At 54.2% G+C, this 23310-nt stretch carries 25 protein-coding genes; 19 read left to right on the plus strand and 6 right to left on the minus strand.

The features are described from left to right. Positions 1-158: 158 nt before the first annotated feature. On the minus strand, positions 159-953 hold the full coding sequence (locus tag ACVBEF_RS14545) for a hypothetical protein (protein WP_447124658.1): 795 nt from the start codon (positions 951-953) through the stop codon (positions 159-161). A 160-nt stretch (positions 954-1113) separates the two neighbouring features. Here ACVBEF_RS14545 and ACVBEF_RS14550 point away from each other — a divergent pair, with 160 nt between their 5' ends. Together ACVBEF_RS14550 and ACVBEF_RS14555 are read left to right on the plus strand one after the other, a co-directional pair. Continuing rightward, positions 1114-2730, plus strand: a complete 1617-nt coding sequence (locus tag ACVBEF_RS14550) for a flavin-containing monooxygenase (RefSeq protein ID WP_447124659.1) — start codon at positions 1114-1116, stop codon at positions 2728-2730. 11 nt (positions 2731-2741) lie between these two features. Then, complete coding sequence (locus tag ACVBEF_RS14555) at positions 2742-3485, plus strand: SDR family oxidoreductase (RefSeq protein ID WP_447124660.1); 744 nt, start codon at positions 2742-2744, stop codon at positions 3483-3485. Here ACVBEF_RS14555 and ACVBEF_RS14560 read toward each other — a convergent pair whose 3' ends face one another. Then, positions 3486-3803, minus strand: coding sequence for a type II toxin-antitoxin system RelE/ParE family toxin (locus ACVBEF_RS14560; RefSeq protein WP_447124661.1), 318 nt, complete (start codon positions 3801-3803; stop codon positions 3486-3488). It abuts the gene before it with no gap. Beyond that, positions 3800-4084, minus strand: coding sequence for a ribbon-helix-helix domain-containing protein (locus ACVBEF_RS14565; RefSeq protein WP_447124662.1), 285 nt, complete (start codon positions 4082-4084; stop codon positions 3800-3802). Before ACVBEF_RS14565 ends, ACVBEF_RS14560 begins: the two co-directional genes overlap by 4 nt. Before the next feature lie 272 nt (positions 4085-4356). Between ACVBEF_RS14565 and ACVBEF_RS14570 the strand changes: the two genes are divergently transcribed. From ACVBEF_RS14570 to ACVBEF_RS14590, 5 genes are read left to right on the plus strand one after another with little or no spacing between them, the layout of a single operon-like run. After that, positions 4357-5586 carry an ABC transporter substrate-binding protein gene (locus tag ACVBEF_RS14570; RefSeq protein WP_447124663.1) on the plus strand — a complete coding sequence of 410 codons (1230 nt, stop codon included), beginning with the start codon at positions 4357-4359 and terminating at the stop codon, positions 5584-5586. Further along, positions 5586-6452 carry a branched-chain amino acid ABC transporter permease gene (locus ACVBEF_RS14575; protein WP_447124664.1) on the plus strand — a complete coding sequence of 289 codons (867 nt, stop codon included), beginning with the start codon at positions 5586-5588 and terminating at the stop codon, positions 6450-6452. Before ACVBEF_RS14570 ends, ACVBEF_RS14575 begins: the two co-directional genes overlap by 1 nt. Positions 6453-6456: 4 nt before the next feature. Continuing rightward, positions 6457-7563 (plus strand): branched-chain amino acid ABC transporter permease, encoded by a 1107-nt coding sequence (locus ACVBEF_RS14580; protein WP_447124665.1) that lies wholly within the window; start codon positions 6457-6459, stop codon positions 7561-7563. Continuing rightward, positions 7554-8306 (plus strand): ABC transporter ATP-binding protein, encoded by a 753-nt coding sequence (locus ACVBEF_RS14585; protein ID WP_447124666.1) that lies wholly within the window; start codon positions 7554-7556, stop codon positions 8304-8306. The genes ACVBEF_RS14580 and ACVBEF_RS14585 overlap by 10 nt, the downstream gene beginning before the upstream one ends. Beyond that, positions 8303-9085 carry an ABC transporter ATP-binding protein gene (locus ACVBEF_RS14590; RefSeq protein ID WP_447124667.1) on the plus strand — a complete coding sequence of 261 codons (783 nt, stop codon included), beginning with the start codon at positions 8303-8305 and terminating at the stop codon, positions 9083-9085. The genes ACVBEF_RS14585 and ACVBEF_RS14590 overlap by 4 nt, the downstream gene beginning before the upstream one ends. A gap of 351 nt (positions 9086-9436) precedes the next feature. Here ACVBEF_RS14590 and ACVBEF_RS14595 read toward each other — a convergent pair whose 3' ends face one another. Then, positions 9437-9784 carry a hypothetical protein gene (locus ACVBEF_RS14595; protein WP_447124668.1) on the minus strand — a complete coding sequence of 116 codons (348 nt, stop codon included), beginning with the start codon at positions 9782-9784 and terminating at the stop codon, positions 9437-9439. A 58-nt stretch (positions 9785-9842) separates the two neighbouring features. Between ACVBEF_RS14595 and ACVBEF_RS14600 the strand changes: the two genes are divergently transcribed. From ACVBEF_RS14600 to ACVBEF_RS14610, 3 genes are all read left to right on the plus strand, one after another. Further along, positions 9843-11468: a flavin-containing monooxygenase gene (locus tag ACVBEF_RS14600; protein WP_447124669.1), complete on the plus strand. Its 1626-nt coding sequence runs from the start codon at positions 9843-9845 to the stop codon at positions 11466-11468. An 89-nt stretch (positions 11469-11557) separates the two neighbouring features. Beyond that, entirely contained in the window at positions 11558-11818 is a 261-nt protein-coding gene (locus ACVBEF_RS14605) for a DUF4160 domain-containing protein (RefSeq protein ID WP_447124670.1), read from the plus strand. Positions 11819-11824: 6 nt separating this feature from the next. Further along, on the plus strand, positions 11825-11971 hold the full coding sequence (locus ACVBEF_RS14610) for a hypothetical protein (protein ID WP_447124671.1): 147 nt from the start codon (positions 11825-11827) through the stop codon (positions 11969-11971). Between the two features lie 226 nt (positions 11972-12197). Here ACVBEF_RS14610 and ACVBEF_RS14615 read toward each other — a convergent pair whose 3' ends face one another. Further along, positions 12198-12974 carry an SDR family NAD(P)-dependent oxidoreductase gene (locus tag ACVBEF_RS14615; protein WP_447124672.1) on the minus strand — a complete coding sequence of 259 codons (777 nt, stop codon included), beginning with the start codon at positions 12972-12974 and terminating at the stop codon, positions 12198-12200. Positions 12975-13370: 396 nt separating this feature from the next. Here ACVBEF_RS14615 and ACVBEF_RS14620 point away from each other — a divergent pair, with 396 nt between their 5' ends. After that, positions 13371-14621, plus strand: a complete 1251-nt coding sequence (locus tag ACVBEF_RS14620; RefSeq protein WP_447124673.1) for an ABC transporter substrate-binding protein — start codon at positions 13371-13373, stop codon at positions 14619-14621. Between the two features lie 200 nt (positions 14622-14821). Continuing rightward, the gene (locus tag ACVBEF_RS14625) at positions 14822-15583 is read left to right on the plus strand and encodes an IclR family transcriptional regulator (RefSeq protein WP_447124674.1); all 762 of its coding nucleotides are present in this window, start codon (positions 14822-14824) and stop codon (positions 15581-15583) included. A gap of 592 nt (positions 15584-16175) precedes the next feature. Here ACVBEF_RS14625 and ACVBEF_RS14630 read toward each other — a convergent pair. Beyond that, positions 16176-16505: a DMT family transporter gene (locus ACVBEF_RS14630; RefSeq protein WP_447124682.1), complete on the minus strand. Its 330-nt coding sequence runs from the start codon at positions 16503-16505 to the stop codon at positions 16176-16178. A gap of 350 nt (positions 16506-16855) precedes the next feature. Between ACVBEF_RS14630 and ACVBEF_RS14635 the strand changes: the two genes are divergently transcribed. The 7 genes from ACVBEF_RS14635 (at position 16856) to ACVBEF_RS14665 (ending at position 23292) form a co-directional block, all read left to right on the plus strand. Beyond that, the gene (locus ACVBEF_RS14635) at positions 16856-17425 is read left to right on the plus strand and encodes an RNA polymerase factor sigma-70 (protein ID WP_447124675.1); all 570 of its coding nucleotides are present in this window, start codon (positions 16856-16858) and stop codon (positions 17423-17425) included. A gap of 85 nt (positions 17426-17510) precedes the next feature. Next, complete coding sequence (locus ACVBEF_RS14640) at positions 17511-17723, plus strand: MbtH family protein (RefSeq protein WP_447124676.1); 213 nt, start codon at positions 17511-17513, stop codon at positions 17721-17723. Positions 17724-17786: 63 nt separating this feature from the next. Continuing rightward, positions 17787-18758 carry a TauD/TfdA family dioxygenase gene (locus tag ACVBEF_RS14645; RefSeq protein ID WP_447124677.1) on the plus strand — a complete coding sequence of 324 codons (972 nt, stop codon included), beginning with the start codon at positions 17787-17789 and terminating at the stop codon, positions 18756-18758. Positions 18759-18828: 70 nt separating this feature from the next. Continuing rightward, positions 18829-19674 carry an ABC transporter ATP-binding protein gene (locus tag ACVBEF_RS14650; protein ID WP_447124678.1) on the plus strand — a complete coding sequence of 282 codons (846 nt, stop codon included), beginning with the start codon at positions 18829-18831 and terminating at the stop codon, positions 19672-19674. Beyond that, on the plus strand, positions 19671-21707 hold the full coding sequence (locus ACVBEF_RS14655; RefSeq protein WP_447124679.1) for an iron ABC transporter permease: 2037 nt from the start codon (positions 19671-19673) through the stop codon (positions 21705-21707). Before ACVBEF_RS14650 ends, ACVBEF_RS14655 begins: the two co-directional genes overlap by 4 nt. Positions 21708-21721: 14 nt before the next feature. Then, the gene (gene fhuF / locus ACVBEF_RS14660; RefSeq protein ID WP_447124680.1) at positions 21722-22555 is read left to right on the plus strand and encodes a siderophore-iron reductase FhuF; all 834 of its coding nucleotides are present in this window, start codon (positions 21722-21724) and stop codon (positions 22553-22555) included. Further along, a complete protein-coding gene (locus tag ACVBEF_RS14665) occupies positions 22552-23292 on the plus strand; it encodes an ABC transporter substrate-binding protein (RefSeq protein WP_447124681.1) in 741 nt (246 codons plus the stop codon). The genes fhuF and ACVBEF_RS14665 overlap by 4 nt, the downstream gene beginning before the upstream one ends. The last annotated feature ends 18 nt before the right edge of the window (positions 23293-23310 follow it).

Below are 23310 nucleotides of genomic sequence, written 5' to 3' on the forward strand. Positions count from 1 at the left end.
ACTCGCCTTTGGCTCAAACATGTCCTCAGCCTGATCCGTCTGGCGGCAGGAAAATGTGGCAGCGTCATATGACGGGGCAGGTCAACTGCCACTTCAAAAGCAACGGCAACGGCCACGTCAAAAACAACGTCAACTGTGGCTGCGCCAGTGCTGCGTGTTTATTCGTTGGAGACTTGGACTGCATCTTTCAGGGCTGCTTTTTCACCGACCAGCGCAGCCTCTGGAAACTGCAATATCAGCAACTCAAGACCCGCCGCCCCAGCTTCCACATCTTGCACCTGATCACGTGCAACGAATAATGTTGCCAGCCCGGTCAACGCCATACCATCGACCAACAATGCGCCCTGTGTGACGACATAAAAACGCCCGCCGTTATGCGCGCCGCAGGCTGGTGCCGGGATTTTTTGATGTGGTGGTAAACGTATTAACCACGCGGCTAGTCCGCTTTCCTCGGGCGTAATCAAGATTTCTTCGAGTGCGGTATCCAGTGTCGTCAGCGCAGGTGTTAATGCTGTTGCGCCAGGCGCTGCGTGGACTTGCTGTTTCTTAATCCGCAACGGCAAGTGCGGGCGTGCTTCCGGTAAATACCATGCGCCGGTGTCGCCGATCAGCCGCAGCGTCAGATAAGACACGCCTTGCGCGCCGGACAATAGCGGTCCATAGGCCGAGTAGGGCGACGCGTAATGAATCCCCAGTTGTTCGACCGCATGCTTGCCCAGCGATCCGCTGCCGGCAACAAATACCTGAAACTGATGTTGCGCATGAAAATGGGTAGGCAGAGTCCAGTCGGGTGTCTGCTCAACCAGAAACGCCTGAGGGCGCGCCGTGTTCGCGCCCTTGACGCTGTCTTCATTGGGCACGATCAGATCGGTAATAAAGCCTGTGAACTGCGGCGTTTGTCGGGTGCGCCGTCCGGTTGTTGCCAGCGCTTGTGCGAGGGTTTGCATCGTCATTAATGTCATCCTGTTTCGAATTAACGAAAATAATTTCGAATTTAAAGTATAGTGAGCCGCATTCAATGCGTCAACAGTCGCACTGTCATTTGCATCTTTGTTGCGACTTTTTGTCACTAATTGTCGTCACTAATTTGCACTACATTAAAAAGTGATTTCCATGATCCCTACTCAAACAGCGCCTGCCACCGAGGTCGATGTCGTCGTCGTCGGTGCGGGTTTTGCCGGACTCTATATGTTGTATCGCTTGCGCCAGTTGGGCTTAACAACGCGAGTGTGCGAAGCCGGTCAAGGCGTGGGGGGCACCTGGTATTGGAACCGCTACCCCGGCGCACGCTGTGACGTCGAGAGCATGCAGTATTCCTACTCGTTCTCAGAGCAACTACAGCAAGAATGGATATGGACCGAACGTTACCCGCAGCAAGACGAGATTCTGCGTTACCTCAACCATGTGGCGGACCGTTTCGCTTTGCGCAGCGATATCGCCTTTGAAACCAAAGTCGTCAGCGCCGTGTACGACGCCGATAGCCAACGCTGGCGCGTCACCACCGAGCAGGGCGATACGTTGCAAGCCCGCTTCCTGATCACCGCCGCCGGTTGTTTGTCGGCTGCCAGAATGCCTGAACTGCCCGGACTCGACAGTTTCAAGGGCACTATTTATCACACCGGAAACTGGCCGCATACGCCGGTCGATTTCAGCGGTCAGCGGGTCGGCGTGATCGGCACCGGCTCGTCCGGTATCCAGACCATTCCTGTGATTGCGCGTCAGGCCAGTAAATTAGTCGTCTTCCAGCGCACGCCGAATTTCAGCATTCCGGCCTGGAACCGGCCACTTGCAGACGATGAGCAGCAACGATGGAAATCCGACTACGCCGCGCATCGCCAAAAAGCGCTTCAAACTCGCTCCGGGATTTTGTATGAATACAGTACTCGTGCCAGCAGCGACGTCGCTCCTGCCGAGCGTGAGCTTGAATATGAGCGCCGCTGGCAACGCGGCGGTGCCAACTACACGCATGCCTTCAATGACATCTTTACCAACCGTAGCGCCAACGACAGCGCCGCTCAGTTCGTGCGCAATAAAATTCAAGCCACGGTCAAAGATGCTGCACTGGCCGCCATGCTCACGCCCAACGATCATGCGATTGGGACCAAGCGGATTTGTGTCGATACCGATTATTACCAGACCTTCAATCAAGCCCACGTCAGCTTGGTCGACATCCGCGCTACGCCAATTGAGGCCATCGTGCCGGATGGCATCAGCACTGGTGCGGCCACCTATGCGCTTGACAGCATCGTCTTTGCCACCGGCTATGACGCCGTCACCGGTGCAATCGACCGCATCGATATCCGTGGCAAAAAGGGTGTAGCGCTCAAAGATAAATGGGCCGCAGGACCGCGCACGTATCTGGGTTTGATGACGGCTGGTTTCCCCAATTTGTTCTTCATCACCGGCCCCGGCAGTCCGTCGATATTGACCAACGTTGTCGTCTCCATCGAACAGCATGTGAACTGGATTGCTGCTTGTATCACCAGCATGCAAGCGCAAGCGCAAAGCGTAGCCGAAGCAGAAGTCAGCGCCGAAAACGATTGGGTCGCACACGTCAATGAAGTGGCTTCAAATACGCTCTTCCCCGGCACCAAATCCTGGTTCATGGGTGCCAACGTTCCCGGCAAGCCGCAAGTGTTCTTGCCGTATGCAGGCGGCTTTGCCAATTACAGCGCGATCTGCAACGAGGTTGTCGCCGATGCTTACCGCGGTTTTACATTCAGCAAATAAAGAAAGTCAATATGACCCGCGAATTAACCCGATTCACCGATAGAGTATTTTTAATTTCCGGCGGCGCACGCGGTCTGGGTACTGCTCAGGCGCGCTTGTTAGTGGCGGAGGGCGCAAAGGTCGTCATCGCCGACGTATTGCTAGAAGAAGGCCACGCACTGGCGCAAGAATTAGGCGACGCCTGTATTTTTCAGCCGCTCGATGTGACTTCCGAAGCGCAATGGGACGCCGCCGTCGCTGTAGCGCGTGGCATGGGTAAGTTACATGGGCTAGTCAATAATGCCGGGGTCTACACACCGCTGCCGCTGATCGATACCGATACTGCCCAGTTTGAGCGCCATATGCGCGTCAACCAGCTCGGTACTTTTCTTGGCATGCGCGCTGTGATTGGCGCTTTTGAAGAAACCGGCAGCGGCGCGATCGTGAATATGTCGTCCACCGTCGCCTTGCGCAGCGCGCCGAACTCTATCGCCTACACCGCCAGCAAATGGGCAGTGCGCGGCATGACCAAGGCCGCTGCATTGGAACTGGCCGACCGTAATATCCGCGTCAATTCCGTCCATCCCGGGCCGATTGACACCGACATGCTCAACGTGCGCAGCCGCGAAGAAAATCTGCGGCGGGTGCAGCAAGTACCGATGAAACGTCTGGGAACCAAGGAAGAAATCGCCAAACTGGTGTTGTTTCTGTTGTCTGACGATAGTTTGTATATGACCGGGTCTGAGGTGGCGATGGATGGTGGGGCGGCGTTGTGATTAGTCGTCCAAATCGTATTGCAATGCAGTCTTGTAATCCTGGCCGCCATAGAAAATACCGATGATTGATATGTCTTCGGCTTCCACAGAAAAGGCGATTATGGTGCGCTTTTTGTAATGCGTGATACGCAAGTTAGGGCGTATCTCATCGTGACAGACTCCGCACTGAGGGAAATACTGCAAGCTTTCACAATACGTGACGATAGTATCGGTATAGCGCTCTGCAATTTCAGAAGAAGCTGCGACCGCAATGTAACGATACAACGCTACCAGTTGCTGTTGTGCTTCTGGGGTGAATATAACGTTGTATCTCCTCATTCTTGCTCTTTTTTCAAGGTTCTCTTATGTTCGGCTGCGAGGGTGGCGCGTACTTGGGCGACGCTAACCGCCCGTGCCGGGTCAGCCTTGAGTGCGTCATAAGCTGGTCCGACTGTGTGTTGCAGCCAATTATCCATAGCCTTGTCGCGTGCCATCAGCACGCGTAGCCCGTCCCTGATGACTTCACTTTCGGTCGCATATTCCCCGGTTGCAACCTTGGTTTTTACAATATCGGCCATCTCATTTGGCAAAGTAATGCTGAATTGTTGTGTTGAGCGCATGGTCCATCTCCATTAATTGAATAGGATTTAATCCTACTCGTTGATATTCTCTCAGTCAAGACCACCTGTCAGGTCAGTTATTACTATTGCATATTGGTAAATATAAAAATCGTTATTGTTGCGGCATTGTTCCGTGCTATATTTTCCGAAAATAAAGATTTAATTTCGATATTTCGAAAATATACAAAAATATATAAAAATAGTAAAACGACTTGCCTGCATAAGCTGTTCATACGGCTTGTGCTCCAGATAAGCGACCCAGGAGACAAAAAATGAAAACACTACACATTAACTTACGCCCCCACGCCCGCAAGTTCGCACTCGGCCTGGCAATCACCAGCCTGACCCTCAGCGCCCACGCCTTCGAGCAAGAAAACGACGGCGTCTACGCAGACCGCATCGACTGGGGCCTGATGATGGACATGAGCGGCCCGGCCTCTGCGGCGCAATTGCCGTGGGTCAGAGGCTTTCAGGCGTATATGCACAAAGTCAACGACAGCGGCGGTATTCTGGGACGCAAGATCAACGTGCTGGCTGAAGATACCCGCTACGATGCATCGCTCGACCGCGTCGCCTATGAAAAATTGGTCAGTCAAACGCCGGTGCTGGGCATTTCAGGCGTCGGCAATTCAAGTGCGCAAGTCGCCTTGGCAAGCGCGATCCGGCGCGGCAAGGTGCCCGTGATCGGCACTTATGTCACCACTAAGGCAGCGGTGATTCCTGCCTCGCCATTGTTTTATGGCTCCTTTTGCGGATTCCGTGAAATGGCCCAAGTCGGTGTGGACTTTTTTTCCGACAAGCTCAAACTGAAAGCGCCAAAAGTCGCCGTCGTCAATCTCGATGTCGCCTCCGGCAAGGAATATGCGGCCTACATTGACGAAGCGGTGACGCAGCGTGGTGGCGCGTCGCAGTCGATTCAGATCAAGGTCGCCGCCGCCGACGCCACCGCGCAAGTGTTAGAAATCATCAAGATGAAACCGGATTTCGTCGCCATCCACGGCGTACCGACGACCGCGATTTTATTGATGCGCGCGATGCAGCAATATGGCCTCACCATTCCCACCTTCGCTATCACCTATCTCGGCACGCCGGGTGTGTACGAGGCGCTCGGCCCCAAGACCGGCAGTAACTATTATTTCGTCAGTTGCTTCACACCGGGCGACATTGACGAGCCGGGCGCGATCAAGGAAATGGCAGCCCTGTCCGACAAATATGGCAATGGCGCGCTCAAGAACGATATCAATTACGTCGCCGGCTGGGTCGTCGGTCAGCTAGCCGCCGAAGCCATCGCTAAAGCCGGTCCCGAGCCGACCCGCGCAGCATTGGTGGCAGCGCTTGCCAAAGGCTTTGAAGTCGATACCAAAGGTCTGTCTTCGCAACTCAAATACACCAGCGAGAATCATCTCGGACTCGTTCAGTTACGGCCCTATAACTACGATTACGACGCCAAACGCTTCAAGGCTTACGGCAAATACAGCGACTATCAAAAGGACGTTAAATAATGTTTGCACAAATTCTTTTCAGCGGTTTGGCGCTGGGCAGTATCTACGGCCTGGTGGCACTCGGGTTTGCCGTCATTTTTAAAGCCACCGGCGTGTTTAATTTTGCGCAGGGCATGTTGATGGTGTGCGGCGCTTTTCTGGCGGTCACGGCGAGCAGCCAACTTGGTTTGCCGTTTCCGTTGGCGGTGGTGTTCATCGTTGTGGTCGCAGCGTTGCTTGGTGCTGTGATTCACGCCTTGTTAATCCGTCCGTTGGCAGGCCGTCCGTTGCTGCCCGTGATCATGATCACGATTGCGCTGGCCATTGTGCTGCGGGCGATGATCGAATTGATTTACGGGCCGCAAGCGCGTTCATTAACCACGCCATTGCCAACGGGTAGTTTTCTGGTCGGCGGCGTGCGCATCTCCGAATTGCATTTAACAGCCGCGCTGGTGAGCTGGGCCTGCATGGGCGGCGTCGGTGCATTTTTCAAGTTCACCTCAGCCGGTTTGCTCATGCGCGCCACAGCCGATAGTCATGAAGCGGCGCTGGTGTCGGGCATTAACGTCAATCGCATCAACGCGCTGGCGTGGGCGATCGGCAGCGTGTTAGCAGCCATCGGCGGCGTCTTTCTCGGACAACTGCAGGTCGCCACAGTGGACCTGGAAACCATCGGTTTGCTAGCCTTGCCAGCGGTAGTCATCGGCGGCTTGCAAAGCATCCCCGGCGCGGTTGTCGGCGGTTTGTTAGTTGGCCTCATTGAGCAGTTCGGCTCCGGCTATATCTCGCCCAAAGCGCGTGATATTTTGATTTATGCGCCGCTGCTGATGATCTTGCTGGTCAGGCCTTGGGGCTTGTTCGGTCAACGTGAACTTGGGCGGGTGTAAAGCGATGACGATTCCGACATCTACGCTGACAACCCCTATGCCGATTCCTGCGCCGGTTTTTCCGTGGCGCTGGGTCCGTCTGATAGTCGTCATCGCCGTGCTGTGTTATTTGCCGGTGGTGCTCGATCAGCGTGCCATCTTCGGTATCCGACTCTCGAATCTGCAATTGCTTAACATTGGCCTTACCCAACTGAATCTGACCTTGATTGCGATTCTGGGTGCGCTATCGCTGAATTATCTGACCGGTTGCGCGGGTTTGATTTCTATCGGCCACGGTGCTTTTTATGCCGTCGGCGCGATGGCTGCTGCTGTCACGGGCACGCAATGGGGCTGGCCGTTTCCCTTGGTGTTGGTCGCCGCTGGCGTCGCCGGTGCTGTGGCTGGCGTGATCGCAGGCTTGCCTTCGCTACGGGTGCGCGGTTTGTATTTTGTACTCTCCACATTGGCGCTGCATTTCATCGTGGTGTTCTTGCTGGCCGAATACCAATATAAATTTTTCGATGTAGTCGGGATTCCCTTCAATGAAGCGCGAATCGGCCCGATTGCGCTGGACTCTGCATTGCGCTGGTATTTCTTTTTGCTGCCCTTGGTCGCCGTGGTCTATTTCTGTCTACGCAACACCATGCGCTCGCGTGAAGGTCGCGCTTTGATGGCGATGCGTGACCATGAACTGGCCGCCACCGCCGCAGGCATAGACGTGCGCATCCTGCGCTTGAAAGCATTCGCTTTCAGCTCGGCGATTGCCGCGATGGCCGGTGCCGTGTATGCGTATTACATGACCAATGTGACGGCGGAGTTTTTCAGCATCAACTTTGCGATCCAATTTATCGCCATGATCATCATCGGCGGCATGGGCTCGCTAGCCGGTTCCGTGGCGGGGGCGGCGGTATGGCTGCTGCTGCCTGCCGTCATTACCGGCTTTGCCACGCATGCAGGGGCAGGGTCGGGAGAAATTGGTCAGTTTTTGCTTAATAGCAAACCGCAATTAGTCAATCTGGTGTTTGGCTTGCTGGTGGTGGTGTTGCTGATTTTTGCACCCGGCGGCATGGCAGGCTTGGGGCTGCAACTGCGTAGACGTGATCTTGCATGGTGGAGAGCAGCATGGAAATAATCTTACGTGTCGATAACCTGTCTGTCGCCTATGCACGCAAGGGGCTGGCACTTGACGATGTCAGTCTGGCCTTGCCGAGTGGCAGCATCGTCGCCTTGCTAGGGGCAAATGGCGCTGGCAAAACCACCTTGATTCGCGCCATTACCGGTTTGCTAGGCGTGCATGGCGGCGCGGTGACGAGCGGCAGTATCCATTTCAATGGTACGGACATTCTCGGCCTAGCCGCGCATCGGCTGGTGCGCCTCGGTATGGCCCAAGTGCCGGAAGGCAGGCTGGTGTTCAAGCAATTAAGCGTTGAAGAAAATCTCGCGGTCGGCGCGGCCATCTTGCCGCGTGCAGCAGTGCGTGAAAGGATGGAAGCGGTCTATCAACTCTTTCCTCGTCTGTTGGAGCGCCGTACGCAAGCCGCTGGCTGGCTCTCAGGCGGTGAGCAGCAAATGCTGGCGTTGGGCCGGGCGTTAGTGGCCGGGCCACGCTTATTGCTGGTCGATGAATTGTCGCTGGGCCTGGCACCCTTAATAGTGGAATCGATTTATCAGCAGTTAAAAATTGTCGGCGACACGCTAGGCACATCGATGCTGGTGGTCGAACAAAATGCGCGTCTGGCGCTGCGTTTTGCCAGCACCGCCTATGTGTTAGAACGAGGTCGCATCGTGCTCTCCGGCCTGGCTAGTGAAGTCGCGGCAAATGCATTGGTGAAAGAATCCTATTTAGGCAGTCAGCGTGCCGAGGTTGCAGCATGAGCGCCGTATTGTTAGACATCACGGCATTGCAAATGCGCTTTCAGGGATTGAGCGCGTTGGATGATGTTTCGTTTACCGCACAAGCAGGCGAAATTACATCGCTGATCGGCCCCAACGGCGCGGGCAAGACCACTTTGTTTAACTGCATCACCGGTATGTATCGGCCAACCGCAGGTCGGGTTGTCTTTGATGGTGTTGATATCACCGGTCAGGCCGCGCATCGCGTATCGCGGCATGGCGTGGCGCGTACGTTTCAGAATCTGGCGTTGTTTGGTGGGTTGACTGTGATGGATAACTTGCTGGTCGGCGCTTATCGGCAAGGTTCGTCAGGTTTGCTTGCCGGTGCGTTGAGGAGTCGGCAGGCGCGGGTTGAGCAGCGTGATGCGTTGGCTGCTGCGACCGATGTGTTGGCGTTTTTGGGGATGCCAGATATTGCGGATGTGTTGCCTGGGGAGCTTCCTTATGGGCGTCAGAAGCAAGTGGAGTTTGCACGGGCGTTGATGCAAAAGGCGCGGCTGGTGTTGTTGGATGAGCCTATGGCCGGGATGAGTAGTGCTGAGAAGAGTGCTATGACGGAATTGATTTTGCGGGTGCGGGATGAATATGGGGTGAGTTTTTTGATTGTTGAGCATGATATTCCGGTGATTATGGATATCTCGGACAAGATTGTTGTGCTTGATTTTGGGCGGAAGATTGCGGAGGGGACGCCGTGTGAGGTGCAGGGGGATGCTGCTGTGATTAAGGCTTATTTGGGGAGTGAGGTGGAGGAGGTTGTTTAGTGTGTTTGGTTGATGGTTATTGTCATTGTTTGTACTCCGTTGGGGATTTTGGGGGCGTCGGTATTTAATGCGTTTTTTACTCCGTTGATGCTAGCCGGGGGCGGCCCGGCAGCCGGTCACTTTTTCTTGCTTCGCCAAGAAAAAGACACCAAAAAGAAGGCGACCGCAAATGCTGCTGCCCTGCGGGTTCCCAAATTTTCCAGCCACCCGTCGGGTCTGAGGACCAACTCGCTGCGCTCAAACATGTCCTCAGACAATTCCCGACGGGCGGCTGAAAAATTTGGCAGCATCATATGACGGGGTAGGTCAACGTCAAAAGCAGCAGCCTTTTTGATGAAGGGTTTCCTCACTCTATAAGCGGCGGAGAGGTTGATGTTGAAGTTGCTTTTGAAGTTGCAGGCGCAGCCACAGTTGAAGTTGCTTTTGAAGTGGCAGTTGTTTTTGAAGTGGCAGTTGACCTACCCCGTCATATGACGCTGCCAAATTTTCCTGCCACCAGCCGGGTCTGATGACCAACTCGCTGCGCTCAAACATGTCATCAGCCTGATCCGTCTGGCGGCAGGAAAATTTGGGGACCCGGAGGGCAGCGGCATTTGCGGTCGCCTTCTTTTTGGTTACTTTTTCTTGGCGAAGCAAGAAAAAGTGACCGGCTGTCGGGCCGCCCCCGACAAGCATCAACGGAGTAGCAAACGTATTCAATAACGACGACCGAACACAATCAGAACAACTTCAATAAAACTAACAAGAGACAACCAACATGCCAAATTCCGATCAGCCGCAGCAGCACCACCAAGACGCCAAAGAATACGACATCCTCATCATAGGCGCAGGTTTCGCCGGCCTCCACATGCTCCAACAAGCCCGCACAATGGGCCTGTCAGCCCACGTATTCGAAACCGCCCAAGACGTCGGCGGCGTCTGGTACTGGAACCGCTACCCCGGTGCCCGCTGCGACGTAGAAAGCCTCCAATACTCCTATTCGTTTTCATCAGAATTAGAACAAGAATGGACCTGGACCGAAAAATACGCAGCTCAGCCAGAAATCCTGCGCTACATCATGCACGTAGCCGACCGCTTCGATCTACGCCGCGATATCGCATTCAATACACGCATTGCAACAGCAACCTTCAACGAAACAACCAACCGCTGGGAATTATTCAGCGCGACAGGCGTAAAGACAATCGGGCGTTTCTGCGTCATGGCCAGCGGCTCCTTGTCCGCTACCAGACTCCCCGATATTCCAGGTCTGGAAAATTTCACCGGCAAGATCTACCACACTGGCGCATGGCCTCATGAAGGTGTCGATTTTCAAGGCCAACGCGTGGGCGTCATCGGCACCGGCTCATCCGGCATTCAGGCAATCCCGGCACTCGCACGTCAGGTTGAACAACTGACCGTATTCCAACGCACCGCCAATTTCTCCATTCCCGGATGGAACGAAGCCCTCAAACCTGCCATCCAGCAAGAATGGAAAAGCGTCTACCACCAACACCGCAGCCGCGCTCGTGAGGTCGGCACGCTGTATGAATTTTCTGATAAATCAGCCCTGCAAGTAAGCGATGACGAGCGCACGCAAGAGTACCAACGGCGCTGGAACAAAGGCGGCGTTAATTTCGTCCACGCGTTTCAAGACGTGATGACAGACAAGGCCGCCAACGACACCATCGCCGACTTCGTCCGCGCCAGAATTCGCGGCATCGTAAAAGACCCGGCAGTCGCTGCCATGCTCTGTCCCACCGATCATCCGCTAGGTACTAAACGTATTTGCGTCGATACCGGTTATTACGAAACCTATAACCGCACCAACGTCAAATTAGTCGATCTAAAGAACACCCCGATCACTCAAGTCAGCGCCGCTGGTGTGCATTGCGGTGACACCGTGCATGCGCTCGACGCGCTGGTCTGCGCCACCGGTTACGACGCATTGACAGGCGCGCTGCTCAATATTGATATCCGTGGCAGAGACGGATTGAAGCTAGTCGATAAATGGGCAGCCGGTCCGCGCACGTATCTGGGATTGATGACTTGCGGGTTTCCCAATATGTTCATCATCACCGGCGCTGGCAGCCCGTCCGTGCTGGTCAATATGGTGGTCGGCATCGAGCAGCATGTCGAATGGATCAGCGCATGTATCGCGTATCTGGATGAGCGCAAGTTAGCAACCATCGAGGCCGGTGCGCCAGCCGAGCAGGATTGGGTCGCGCACGTGAATGCGGCTGCTGACAAGACCTTGTTTCCACTGGCGAATTCATGGTTTTTAGGGGCGAATATTCCGGGGAAGCCGAGGGTGTTTATGCCGTATGTGGCAAAAATCGGGGTGTATCGGAAAGAGTGTGATGAGATTGCAGCGCAGGATTATCGGGGGTTTGTGTTGAATGTTTAGACTGCACTTTCCAAAATTCATATTTATAGCTAATAATCGTGGGTTTTTAATGGAGATGTTGTACGACATCTGATTCAAAAAAGAAAAATATGCCGACGATTAGCGCGTTTTATGATTTATTAATTCAAATGTTTTTCGAAGATCATTCGCCGCCCCATTTTCATGTGAAGTATGCTCAATTTAAGGCTGTGATTGACATCAAAGAATTGGTACTTATAGTTGGAAAGTTGCCCCGGCGGGCCTTGAGTCTGGTACTTGACTGGGCTCAATTACACCAAAATGCGTTGCTGGATGATTGGCAGCTTTGTCAAGACATGCAGACTCCTAAACCGATTGCACCTTTGGAGTAGAGCGTTATGGAATGGGATGTTACTGAAGTCAAATTAACTGGCAAATTCACTATTCTGGTTCGCTTTAACGATGGTGTGGAGGGAGTGGTGATATTCATGCCGACATTTTTTCGTGGCGTATTTTCTCATTTGTGTGACCAGTCTGAGTTCTGACGAGTGATGGTGGTCGATGGTGTGGTGACCTGGCCAGGTGAGCTTGATTTAGCGCCTGACGCCATGCATGACCAACTTAAACGTCATGGTCAATGGTTGTTAGCTTAAGAGATAAATACTGAAAACCGGGTTGGAGTTCGTTGGCTCCATCCCCCTTCAGTCCAGTTGCCCAACGGATGCGGGCTTGCGTAAGTCTGCATCCTTTTGTACCAAACAGCCACCGATATCACGCCGCCAAAAACCCGCCATCCACAGGCAATGTAATCCCCGTAACATAACTCGCCATCTCCGAGGCCAAAAACACTACCGGCCCCACCAGTTCCTCAGCTTGTCCTACCCGTCCCATCGGTGTTCTGAGCATGAATTTATTCAATGTTTCAGGATTGCCGCGCGAGTCTATCGTCATCGGTGTTTCAATCAAGCCCGGCGCGATGGCGTTGACGCGGATGCCGTCTTTAGCCAATTCAACGGCCAGTGATTGGGTCAGCAGTTTGATGGCGCCTTTGGAGGGCGAGTACCCCATGCTGCCAGGTTGTCCGGCAAAGGCGGCGATGGAGGCGATGTTAATGATCGATCCCTTGGTTGCGCGCAATGATGGCAGTAACGCGTGCGTGATGTAGAAAGCGCCGTTGAGATTGACATCCATCATCCGTTGCAGATTGGTAAGAACACGCGGACTGTCTATCCCTTCGCGGATCAGGATGCCAGCATTGTTGACCAGCACATCGACGTGGCCGATTTCTGCGGTGAGTTTTTGCGCCAACGCGACACAGGCTGCGGCTGACGTGACATCGAGCACATGCGCCCAGGCCTGACCGCCAGCGGCGCAAATTTCGGCGGCGACTTGCGTGATGCCTTCCGGATTAATGTCGGTCACGATGACGCGTGCGCCAGCCTTCGCCAGTCCGATGGCGATTGCTCGGCCATTGCCCTGGCCTGCGCCCGTGACCAACGCCAACCGTTCGGTCAGGATGTGCGGAGCCATATTTGAAGAGATAGTCATGCGTGTTTCCTTTAGTTGAATGGGTGTGTGCGCTTTAGTTGGATTTCTTGGCGGCGGTTGAGTGAATTATTTTGTTTTTCCAAATATGGAAATATATTTTTTAATTTCGAAAATATTACCACAGAACTATTTCCTTGAAAGTAGCAACCCTCAGCACCTCTGATTAAGGGGAAGACTTACTGTGGTGCATAGCAGGGGGATCTTGTTTGGGCAGTAATAAACGCAGAATGCATAAGTAAAAAACAATGCGGTGCCAGAATTATTATGTAGTATGATTTTCGAAATCAAAAAATATATTTCTATATTTCGAATTATTGTGTTGGTTGTGTTGGGTATACAAAACCAATAACGATCGTGACGAAATGTGTGACTGTGTGACCACCCGACGGAGACAAAATGAACCGTATCACTCGCAATACGACAACAACCCTTAGCGCCCATATCGTAAAACCAGGAAAACTGAGCGCCATCGTAGCCATCGCCACCCTGACCATGAGCGCGTACGCCTTCGATGAACCCAATGATGGCGTCTACGCAGATCGGATCGATTGGGGCGTCATCATGGATATGAGCGGCACGGGAGCTGCCTCGCAAGTGCCTTGGGTCAGAGGGATACAGGCGTATATGCGCAAAGTCAACGAGTCTGGCGGCATCAACGGACGCAAAATTAATTTGCTGGTCGAGGACACTCGCTACGACCCGACGCAAGACCGCATCGCCTATGAAAAACTTAACAGCCAGACCCCGGTACTGGGCATTTCCGGCCTTGGCAATTCCAGCGCACAGGTCGCTTTAATGCCCTCCATTCGACGCGGAAAAGTACCCATCGTAGGCACTTTTGCCGTCACCAAAGCCGCCATTGAACCGGCCACGCCGATGTTCTATAACGGCTATTGCGGGTTCAAACAAATGGCGCAAGTCGGGGTCGGATTTTTTGCTGACAAACTGAAAGTTAAAGGCATCAAGGTAGCAACCGTGCACATGGATGTCGCCGGCGGCAAGGAGTATGCCGAATACATCGATGCAGAAGTACACAAATACGGCGGTACTTCACAGGCCTTCCCGATCAAGATCGGTGCTGCCGATCTGACCGCGCAAGTCATGGCCGTCATGGCGATGAAGCCGGATGTGGTCACAGTCTACGGCGTGCCGACCCCGACTATTTTGTTGATGCGCACCATGCAGCAATACGGCTTAAAAATTCCAACTTTTTCGATCACCCAACTCGGCACGCCGAATATCTACGATGCGCTCGGCGCTGATGCCGGACGTAATTATTATTTTGTCAGTTGCTTCACCCCCGGTGATATCGACGACTCCGCTGGTATCAAGGACTTAGTGGCGGCGGCGGATAAATACGGTTTCGCAGACCTGAAAAGCAACGTTAATTTCACCGGCGGATGGGTCGTCGGGCAACTAGTCGCAGACGCCATCGCCCTGACTGGCAAAGAACCCACCCGTGCAGCCTTGGTTGCTGCCATGAACAAAGGCTTTCAGGTCGATACCCACGGTGTGTCTTCACCCTTAAGCTACACCAGCGACAATCACCTCGGGATGGTTGCGTTGCGGCCGTATAGCTATGACTACGACGCTAAACGTTTTAAGGCGTATGGCAAATATAGTGACTATCAGCAATACGTTAAGTAAGTATTCAATACGCAGGTCCTTATCCCTCATGGATGAGGACAGGGGATGAAGTCAAACTGCATCAGTTTGATGCAGTTTGACGGGCATAAATGTTGCTATAATATTTTTCGAAAATTCGAAATTCAATAATTTTCTGGCCAAATAGCATCTTCTGGCGCCATCTGCGTCAAGATCTGCAACCCCGTTTTGTAAGGTGTTTTATGAGTCCCGACCGCTATCTGCGTACCTTCGATGTGCTTGACCTGTTAGTCCGCTTTAAAGACGGCTTACGCCTCACTGAAATTAAAGAAGCCCTCGGCCTGCCTGTCAGCAGCGTCCACAATATGTTGCAAACGATGGTCGCAGCCGAAGTACTGACAGTGACCGAAGACTTGCGCTATTCGATCGGCCCGCGGGTCGTCGGTATTGCTTTGTCTACCGTGGCGTCGCTCGACGTGCGCCCGCTTGCACGTCGTCATTTGCAAGACTTGGCAAAGGTCATCGGTGACGACGTTTATCTCGGTATGAATATGGGGCAGCGGGTGTTTTATGTTGACCGCTGCATGGGTACGCAACGCATCTCGCTCGATATTCGTTTGGGTGAGCGGCTGTCCTTGCATTGCACCGCTACTGGCAAGTTGTTTGCTGCCCATGATCCGCGCCTTGCTGCTAAAGCGCTGGCTGGGCCGTTGAAAAAACTGACCGTCAATACCATCACCGATCCGTTAGCGCTGGAAGCTGAATATCAACGTATTCGTACGCAGGGGTATGCCAAGAGTGAGGAAGAGGCTGTTGATGGGGTGGTCGGATATGCGATTCCGATTCGTCATGCCAGTGGTGACTTGGCTGCTGCGATTCATGTTTCGGTTATTGGCCGTCGTGCTACTAAATCGCATGAGCATCAATTGCTTGAAGCGGCGCGGGCTTGTGCGCAGCAGGTTGAGCGTAGTTTGGGGCATTTCAAACCGTTAGCGGTTGGTTAGGAGTTTGTTCGGTTGTTGAACATTGAAACGGTATGTGCTCCGTTGTTGCTATTTCGGTCGTCGGTTATTGAATGCGTTTGCTACTCCGTTGATGCTTGTCGGGGGCGGCCCGACAGCCGGTCACTTTCTTTTGCTTCCAAAAGAAAGTAACCAAAGAAAAGGCGACCGCAGATGCCGCTGGCCTCCGAGTCCCCACATTTTCCTGCCGCCAGCCGGGTCTGAGGACCAACTCGCCTGCGGCTCAAACATGTCCTCAGCCTGATCCGTCTGGCGGCAGGAAAATGTGGCAGCGTCAAATGACGGGGTAGGTCAACTGCCACTTCAAAAACAACTACAACGTCAAAGGTGGCTACGCCTGTAAGGTCAACGGCATACCCGTAACCTTTGTTGATTCTTGCTCTCCGATTTTTCCTGGTCGTGAGACGTGGAATTCAAGAAAATCCGTTCGTACTGAGTAGCCCGTGAGGGGGTATCGAAGTATATGCATACGGTGGTGATTCTTCGATACAGGCCTTCGTGTCTATTCCAGTTCAAACGGTTTGTCTGGTGTGCATATTTTAAATATCAACATGCCCTGATTAGGGCTCTCCCGTCAATGCGCCACTGATTTGGAAAACACATTGAGCACCACCACGCCGGCGACGATTAAGCCGATACCGGTTATCGCTGCTGTATCCAATGTTTGTTTGAACACCAGCCAGCCGATGAGTGCGATGAGTGCGATTCCAACCCCTGACCACATCGCATACACGACTGCGACGGGTAGAGAGCGTAGCGTTAGCGATAGGAAGTAAAACGCAACCAGGTAACCGACGATGACGATGGCGGAGGGCATCAATCGGGTGAATTCGTTGCTTGCCTTTAAGGCACTGGTGGCGATGACTTCTGCAACGATAGCGATACCTAAATAGAACCAATGCATGTTTTCCTCATCTTTCATTTTTGCCATTGCTGGCGTGGTGGCGCGGTTGTTGGAGTTTGTCTTGATGTATCCATCATTGCGCCATTTTGTTGTCCTACACCTTGGAATCTGTGCGCGCATGGTATCCCATGATAGGGGGTAACGGGGGTAAGTGACTGTTAGCCGAACGACCGGTTTTTGCGCTAATGCGGCATGTCAATTGACTGCCGATGTACGCGCTGGCAAAACGTTAATAGAAATATTATTCATAAATCCATATGAAAATTATGATGTATTTTGCATCTTTATCGAGAATGATTCTTATTTACGATATAGTTGCCATGCGTCACTAATTTCAGATAGGACTAAAAATGAATACGACACGGCAGCCTGAGGCCTCGGATAACAATGCGGAAGTAGGTTCAGTACTCATTCAAAATCGACATTTGCTAGTCAATATTGCGACCGGGATTACCGGTTGTCGGGGGCGTGCTGAGGATGTTGTGCAAGACGTATTTATTAAAGTCAGTGAGAACGTGCCGGTTGAGAAGGTGCGTCAACCATTGGCGTATTTGATGCGCATGGTACGTAATCTGGCGATTGATCATTACCGCCGTCGTACCTTTGAGCGCGGTCATTACATCAATGAAGAAGAGGGCTATGACGTGCCTTCGCCTGATGCCGGTCCGGAGGCGCATGTGATTCTGCATGATTTGTTGCAACACATCTCGGACGCACTGGCGACCTTGCCTGCGCGCACGCGTGTGGCATTTGAGATGGTGCGCATTGGCGACTGCACGCTCAAGGAAACGGCGGGCATATTGCAGGTATCGCAAACCTTGGTGCATTTTATGGTGCGCGATGCGACGAATCACTGTCTCAATTGTGTACAAGGAGCGCGTGCAATACTGGCCGAGCCGCCATTAGCCTATCGTGCTTAACTTATTGGGCTTAAAAAAAAAGCGCCATCACACGTCTCTAGCGTATTGGGCGGCCATTTGCTGCGCAGATTTCAGGAGTTTTTCTATGAGTTTTGACAGCACAGACACGATTTTCCGGGTAGTGGCTAATGATGAAGAGCAGTATTCCATCTGGCCCGATTACAAAGAGATGCCCCCAGGATGGCGCGCAACTGGTTTTAGCGGCAACAAGCAAGCTTGCCTCGTGCATATCGAGCAGGTGTGGATTGATTTGCGTCCATTAAGCCTGCGGCAACACCTTGCTGCGCAAACTATCTAGTAGAGCGCTGGCGGCTCCTTCACTATCAACCAGAGCGCGACTACATCCCAGGAGCTATTTAAGATGCAAATACAAGCAATCGAAACAGTCGGCCTCAGTATTGAGGCCGGTTTTCCCTTCAGAATCAGCCCGGTGACGCCGGGGGCCAGCGTGGCCGATCTTTTGCCGCAGTTGCATGCGATGACAGAGACGCATTTGCATGAAGTCGGCGCGATTTTATTTACCGGATTCGGCGTAGGCGGGGCCGATGCATTTCAGCATTTTGCGGCGTCGTTTGGTCATCCGTTGCTCAATTACGAATTCGGATCGACCCCGCGCAGCAAGGTTGGCGGTGGCATTTACACCTCCACCGAATACCCCGCCCATCAACATATTCCGCTCCACAACGAGCAAGCCTATACCCGCGAATGGCCAATGAAAATCTGGTTCTATTGCGACGTCGCCGCTCAACTGGGTGGCGAAACCCCGATTGCCGATAGCCGTGCGGTCTACCGCGACATTGCCCCTGAGATTCGCCAGCGCTTTATTGATAAAGGTTTGCTGTATGTGCGCAATTACGGCAACGGGCTCGACTTGCCGTGGCAGCGCGTATTCAACACCGACAGTACGGCAGAGGTAGAAGCGTATTGCCATGCGCATGACATTGGATTTGAATGGAGCGACGATGGTGATCTGCGGACTTCACAGCGCTGCCAAGGCGTCGGCCAGCATCCTGTCACGGGCGAGTCGGTCTGGTTTAATCAGGCGCATTTATTTCACATTTCCACGCTCGACGCCGACACGCGTGAAATCTTGCTCGATAGCGTCGGAGAAGAAAATTTGCCGCGCAATGTGTATTACGGCGATGGCAGTCCAATTGCCGATACAGAACTCGACCATGTGCGCGCGGTTCTGGAAAAACACACAATAGCGTTTGCATGGCAACAGGGCGACGTTCTCATGCTCGACAACATGCTCGCAGCCCACGCCCGTGCACCTTTCACAGGGCCGCGCAAAGTGATGGTCGCGATGGCCGAAGGGCACGGCGAACGCTGATCGCTTACGCGCTGCTGCAAATGCGTATGCAGCGTGTAAGCCGGACTACTCAGTTTTTTAACAGGACCGCATGACCTCTTCATTTTCTGCCATTTCTCCTGCCTTATCGGCGCATCACATTTCAGTCTCCTATCAGGACCACGCTGTATTGAAAGGACTCAGTCTGGATATTGCACCGGGCAAGATCACCGCCCTGTGTGGACCGAACGGCTGCGGCAAGAGCACCTTGCTACGCAGTCTGGCTGGCCTGCAAGCGGTGAGCGAGGGTCAGGTCAAGGTCAACGGTCGAGCGCTGGCGTCCTACAAACGGCGCGAACTCGCCCAGACGTTGACCATGCTGGCCCAGTTCAACCAGATACCCGAAGGCTTAACGGTTGCCGAATTGGTCGCTTATGGCCGCTATGCTTTTGGATCGATTTTCTCAGGCGCAACCAGCGCCGACCGCGCAGCGGTGACCGATGCCTTATCTGCCACCGGCCTGCAAGACTACGCCGAACGGCAAGTCACCGCGCTCTCCGGCGGCGAGCGGCAACGTGCCTGGGTCGCCATGGCGTTAGCGCAAGAATGCGGTATTTTGCTGCTCGATGAACCGACAACGTATTTAGATATCCATCATCAGATCGATGTATTACGTGCGTTGCGTGATCTCAACCGGGAGCGCGGCCTGACGATAGTGTGGGTCTTGCACGAGCTCAATCAAGCCGCCGCTTTTAGCGACCACATCGTCCTCATGCGCGCCGGGCAGATTTTGCATCAAGGCACGCCCGAGGCCATGATCAATCCGATCTTCTTGTCAGAAACGTTCGGCCTGCCAATGCTGCGGCTCAACCATCCTGAAACAGGCGAGCCGGTCTGTTTGCCATCCTATCGCTCGGTTTCCGCGGCAACTGTCGACGCAGAAAAGTACGTTGCATGAGTGCAGTGATTACCCAGAGAGCGATACCGCTATTGTGCGCAAAGAGCCGGGCAAGCTGGCTCGCCGTCGTTGGCGTGCTAAGCGTCTTCATACTCGCTGGACTGCGGTTATGGCCCGATATCAACGCGCTGCTGCAAGCCGATGCCGGAACACCCGATGCGCAGATCGCGCATCTGCTGTTGTTTGAGTTGCGTCTGCCGCGGGTATTGGCGGCGTTGGTTGCGGGCGCAGCGCTGGGTTTGTCGGGCACTTTATTTCAGGCACTCACCCGCAATCCACTGGCCGCGCCGGATCTGTTGGGTGTGACCGGTGGCGCACAGTTAGGCGTATTCGCTGCCATCATGCTGCCTGCGCTGGGCGGCGTGGCCAGCGTGCCGCTGTTGTTCTGCTGCGGTTTATTGGCCGCTACACTGGCGATGCTCACCGCTGGCGGCTGGCGCGTCTCGGCCTTGCAATTAATCATTGCCGGTACCGCCTGCTCGCTATTTTTTTCCGCCATCACGATGATGCTGTTGACGATTTTTGAAGACGATATCGCCAGCGTCGCACTCTGGAGCAACGGTGTGCTGTATCAGCCGGGGGCCGCCGGATTGATCACCGTGATGCTCTGGATGATCGTGCCTGTGGCCGTATTGCCGTGGTTATTGCGCCCGTTAGAAGTCAGCACACTGGGCGATGATGCCGCACGCATGCTAGGCGTGCCATTGCAGCCCATCCGGTTTGTCACCATGTTTGCTGCCACGATGTTTGCCGCTGCGGCCGTCAGTGTGGCCGGACCGATGGGCTTTGTCGGATTGATCGCGCCCAATTTGATGCGTGCCGCAGGCATACATCGGCTGCATCTGTTGGCACCGCTATCGGCCTTATGGGGCGGCTTGATTTTGCTGGCAGCAGACAGCTTTGTGTTAGCACTCAAGCTCGACGCAACCCTCTCCACCGGCGTCATGATTGCCATCATCGGCACGCCGTTGTTGCTGCTATTAATCCATCGCAAGCGCATGCTCGCTGGCGCAGAGTCCGAAGTCCGTGGCGAGCAGCGCTTCCATTTGTCCTTTCGAACCGGCTTGTTCGTGTGCGGCGGCCTGTTATTGGCACTGGCAAGTTTTGCCGTCGCCTACGGCGATACATGGCTGACCCCGCTGCGTTGGTGGGATGCCGCCAACGGGCACGATGCCATCGCTGGCATGCTCATCGACATGCGGCTCTCGCGCGTACTGACTGCCATGCTCGCCGGTGCGTTATTGGCAGCCAGCGGGACATTGCTGCAAAGCGTGGTGCGCAATCCACTGGCCGGGCCGGAAGTACTGGGCATTACCCAAGGGGCAGGGCTGGCGGTGTTGTTGGCGTTAGTAGTGGCACCGTTGGTTTCGCGCCCGATGATGTTTGGTGCGGCTCTGGCAGGGGGCGCAATCATTCTTGCTATCACGCTGCTGCTGAACCGACGCCATCGTTTAGCGCCACTGCCAGTGGCGCTAACCGGCATTGCTTTAGGAGCGATGTGTGCGGCGCTCTCGCAATGGCTGATCGTCGAAAACAGCGTCCAACAAGCGCGCTTTCTGGTCTGGCTGGTGGGCGGCACTTATGGCCGCAGCGCCGTTGATGCGGCGTCATTGCTGCCGTGGTTGTTGTTGAGCATACCGATGGTGTATTGGTTAGCCCGACCGTTGGATTTGCTGGCGCTGGGCGAGCAAAGTGCCGCAGCGCTAGGCGTACCGGTGGCACGTCTGCGTTTAGTCGCCATGCTGCTGGCAACGCTACTGACCTGCGCCGCCGTCGCCGTGGTGGGGCCGGTTGCTTTTGTTGGTTTGATGACGCCGCATCTGGCGCGCATGCTCGGCTTTCATCCACATCGGCAGCGCTTGCCGATGGCGATACTATTGGGCGCACTGCTGCTTGGTCTGGCTGACGTTTTAGGGCGCAGTCTGTTAGCCCCAATTGAAATCCCCGCTGGCGTGATGACCGCACTGATCGGCGCGCCGTACTTGCTGAGTATGCTGGCGTTGCGCCGTCGCAAGCGTGTAGCCGGTGCCTGACATGGAGAGTATCAATGGATAAGCGTGTGCATGAGCGTGTCAAAGGCGACGTCAATCTCGGCAGTACCAACCACGTATTAGCGCCGACGTGTCTGGCCGAACTCGTCCCCTCACAATTCGCCGGGCAATGCAAAAACGTATGGTTGGGGCCGCATCCTGAGCATAAAACGTGCAGCATGGTCATACCAGCCGCTACGGTGATCGATCATCTGCCCATACTACTGGCGGCGATGCAGGAGTACTACGCTGGCGACGACAGGCGTGCATTATTTTCGCAATGGAGCAAATACTATTTCAGCCTGGTGATTCCCGCCGTGGTCGTCGCCGCTCGCATCCTCCATCGTCCGCTCAACATGGCACTGGACACCAGCACGTTGGTGTTGCGTAACGGCATGCCGCACGCCCTCTATTTACCGGCTGATGCGCTTGGTACTGTCAGCGCAGATCCGGCAATACGCTATCGATCCTTGTGCATGGAACATCTGGCCCCGCAAATTGCCGCCTTCTCAACAGTAGCCAAAATCCCCCAGCGGGTCTTGTGGAGCAACGTCGGCCACACGCTCGAATACGCCTTATCGACCATCGCTGCCGAGAAAAAAGTCGCGCACGAAATCGCCTATCTCTTCGAGCGCCAGGCGTTCTTTGAAACCAGTCAACCGAATCCCTTGCATCACGCGATTCGGTATCGCCAACCGGCCTCACCACAATTGCCGGACCCCATGCGGGTGCGGCGTATTTGCTGCTTGCGTAACCAATTACCCGGGGAGGAAATACTCTGCACAAGTTGCCCTTTGCTATTAACGCTGGACGCATCCGAATTGGCAGTGCAATTGGATGCGAAGAAATGAGACGCATCGTTTGCACCATTTTATGGATGTTGATGTTGGCCGGGCAGGTCCATGCATCAGAGGTAATCGGCATGCGCAGCGCCGTCTTGCCAGAGCATCCCAGGCGCATTGTGGTGCTTGAATTTCTATTCGCAGAATCGCTGGCCGCCCTCGATCTGACCCCGGTCGGGATGGTTGATCCGGATCGCTATCGCGACTGGATCGGCTATGACAATGCGCGGTTTACGCACGTCGTCAATATCGGCACACGTCAGCAACCCAGTCTGGAAGCCATCGCGCGCCTGAAGCCGGATTTGATCGTCGGCGTCACGTTTCGCCACGCCGCCTTATTCGATGCCTTTGCCCGTATTGCGCCCACCGTGCTGTTCAATTTCAACGCCACTGATATCAACGTCAATCAGCTTGACCATACGCTGAAGATATTTGACAAGTTTGCCGCGATCACCGGGCGGAGTGTCGCCGGGGAAAAGGTGAGGCAGAGTGTGCAGCTTGCATTAGCCGCCGACAGGGCGCGTCTGGCTGCTGCCGGATTGGTTGGCAAACGCGTTGCCGTTTTGCAGGAATTGGGTCTGCGCGATATGTATTGGGCCTATACCACTAACAGCATGGCAGGCGGCATTGCGCAAGTATTGGGGGTGTCTTTATGGCCGCATTGGCCGACCAAAGAAGGGACGACTTTTGTGTCGTCGGAGAGTTTGTTAAAACATCGATTCGTGCTCGATGAACCGGGCGCTTAGAGAAGCTATCACCGACTG

This window comes from Glaciimonas sp. GG7 (assembly GCF_052976905.1).

What these genes read in the sequence shown, in the direction of transcription:
- ACVBEF_RS14545 (WP_447124658.1), bottom strand. Translation starts at nt 953, where the DNA reads ATGACGATGCAAACCCTCGCACAAGCGCTGGCAACAACCGGACGGCGC.
- ACVBEF_RS14550 (WP_447124659.1), top strand. Translation starts at nt 1,114, where the DNA reads ATGATCCCTACTCAAACAGCGCCTGCCACCGAGGTCGATGTCGTCGTC.
- ACVBEF_RS14555 (WP_447124660.1), top strand. Translation starts at nt 2,742, where the DNA reads ATGACCCGCGAATTAACCCGATTCACCGATAGAGTATTTTTAATTTCC.
- ACVBEF_RS14560 (WP_447124661.1), bottom strand. Translation starts at nt 3,803, where the DNA reads ATGAGGAGATACAACGTTATATTCACCCCAGAAGCACAACAGCAACTG.
- ACVBEF_RS14565 (WP_447124662.1), bottom strand. Translation starts at nt 4,084, where the DNA reads ATGCGCTCAACACAACAATTCAGCATTACTTTGCCAAATGAGATGGCC.
- ACVBEF_RS14570 (WP_447124663.1), top strand. Translation starts at nt 4,357, where the DNA reads ATGAAAACACTACACATTAACTTACGCCCCCACGCCCGCAAGTTCGCA.
- ACVBEF_RS14575 (WP_447124664.1), top strand. Translation starts at nt 5,586, where the DNA reads ATGTTTGCACAAATTCTTTTCAGCGGTTTGGCGCTGGGCAGTATCTAC.
- ACVBEF_RS14580 (WP_447124665.1), top strand. Translation starts at nt 6,457, where the DNA reads ATGACGATTCCGACATCTACGCTGACAACCCCTATGCCGATTCCTGCG.
- ACVBEF_RS14585 (WP_447124666.1), top strand. Translation starts at nt 7,554, where the DNA reads ATGGAAATAATCTTACGTGTCGATAACCTGTCTGTCGCCTATGCACGC.
- ACVBEF_RS14590 (WP_447124667.1), top strand. Translation starts at nt 8,303, where the DNA reads ATGAGCGCCGTATTGTTAGACATCACGGCATTGCAAATGCGCTTTCAG.
- ACVBEF_RS14600 (WP_447124669.1), top strand. Translation starts at nt 9,843, where the DNA reads ATGCCAAATTCCGATCAGCCGCAGCAGCACCACCAAGACGCCAAAGAA.
- ACVBEF_RS14605 (WP_447124670.1), top strand. Translation starts at nt 11,558, where the DNA reads ATGCCGACGATTAGCGCGTTTTATGATTTATTAATTCAAATGTTTTTC.
- ACVBEF_RS14610 (WP_447124671.1), top strand. Translation starts at nt 11,825, where the DNA reads ATGGAATGGGATGTTACTGAAGTCAAATTAACTGGCAAATTCACTATT.
- ACVBEF_RS14615 (WP_447124672.1), bottom strand. Translation starts at nt 12,974, where the DNA reads ATGACTATCTCTTCAAATATGGCTCCGCACATCCTGACCGAACGGTTG.
- ACVBEF_RS14620 (WP_447124673.1), top strand. Translation starts at nt 13,371, where the DNA reads ATGAACCGTATCACTCGCAATACGACAACAACCCTTAGCGCCCATATC.
- ACVBEF_RS14625 (WP_447124674.1), top strand. Translation starts at nt 14,822, where the DNA reads ATGAGTCCCGACCGCTATCTGCGTACCTTCGATGTGCTTGACCTGTTA.
- ACVBEF_RS14630 (WP_447124682.1), bottom strand. Translation starts at nt 16,505, where the DNA reads ATGCATTGGTTCTATTTAGGTATCGCTATCGTTGCAGAAGTCATCGCC.
- ACVBEF_RS14635 (WP_447124675.1), top strand. Translation starts at nt 16,856, where the DNA reads ATGAATACGACACGGCAGCCTGAGGCCTCGGATAACAATGCGGAAGTA.
- ACVBEF_RS14640 (WP_447124676.1), top strand. Translation starts at nt 17,511, where the DNA reads ATGAGTTTTGACAGCACAGACACGATTTTCCGGGTAGTGGCTAATGAT.
- ACVBEF_RS14645 (WP_447124677.1), top strand. Translation starts at nt 17,787, where the DNA reads ATGCAAATACAAGCAATCGAAACAGTCGGCCTCAGTATTGAGGCCGGT.
- ACVBEF_RS14650 (WP_447124678.1), top strand. Translation starts at nt 18,829, where the DNA reads ATGACCTCTTCATTTTCTGCCATTTCTCCTGCCTTATCGGCGCATCAC.
- ACVBEF_RS14655 (WP_447124679.1), top strand. Translation starts at nt 19,671, where the DNA reads ATGAGTGCAGTGATTACCCAGAGAGCGATACCGCTATTGTGCGCAAAG.
- fhuF (WP_447124680.1), top strand. Translation starts at nt 21,722, where the DNA reads ATGGATAAGCGTGTGCATGAGCGTGTCAAAGGCGACGTCAATCTCGGC.
- ACVBEF_RS14665 (WP_447124681.1), top strand. Translation starts at nt 22,552, where the DNA reads ATGAGACGCATCGTTTGCACCATTTTATGGATGTTGATGTTGGCCGGG.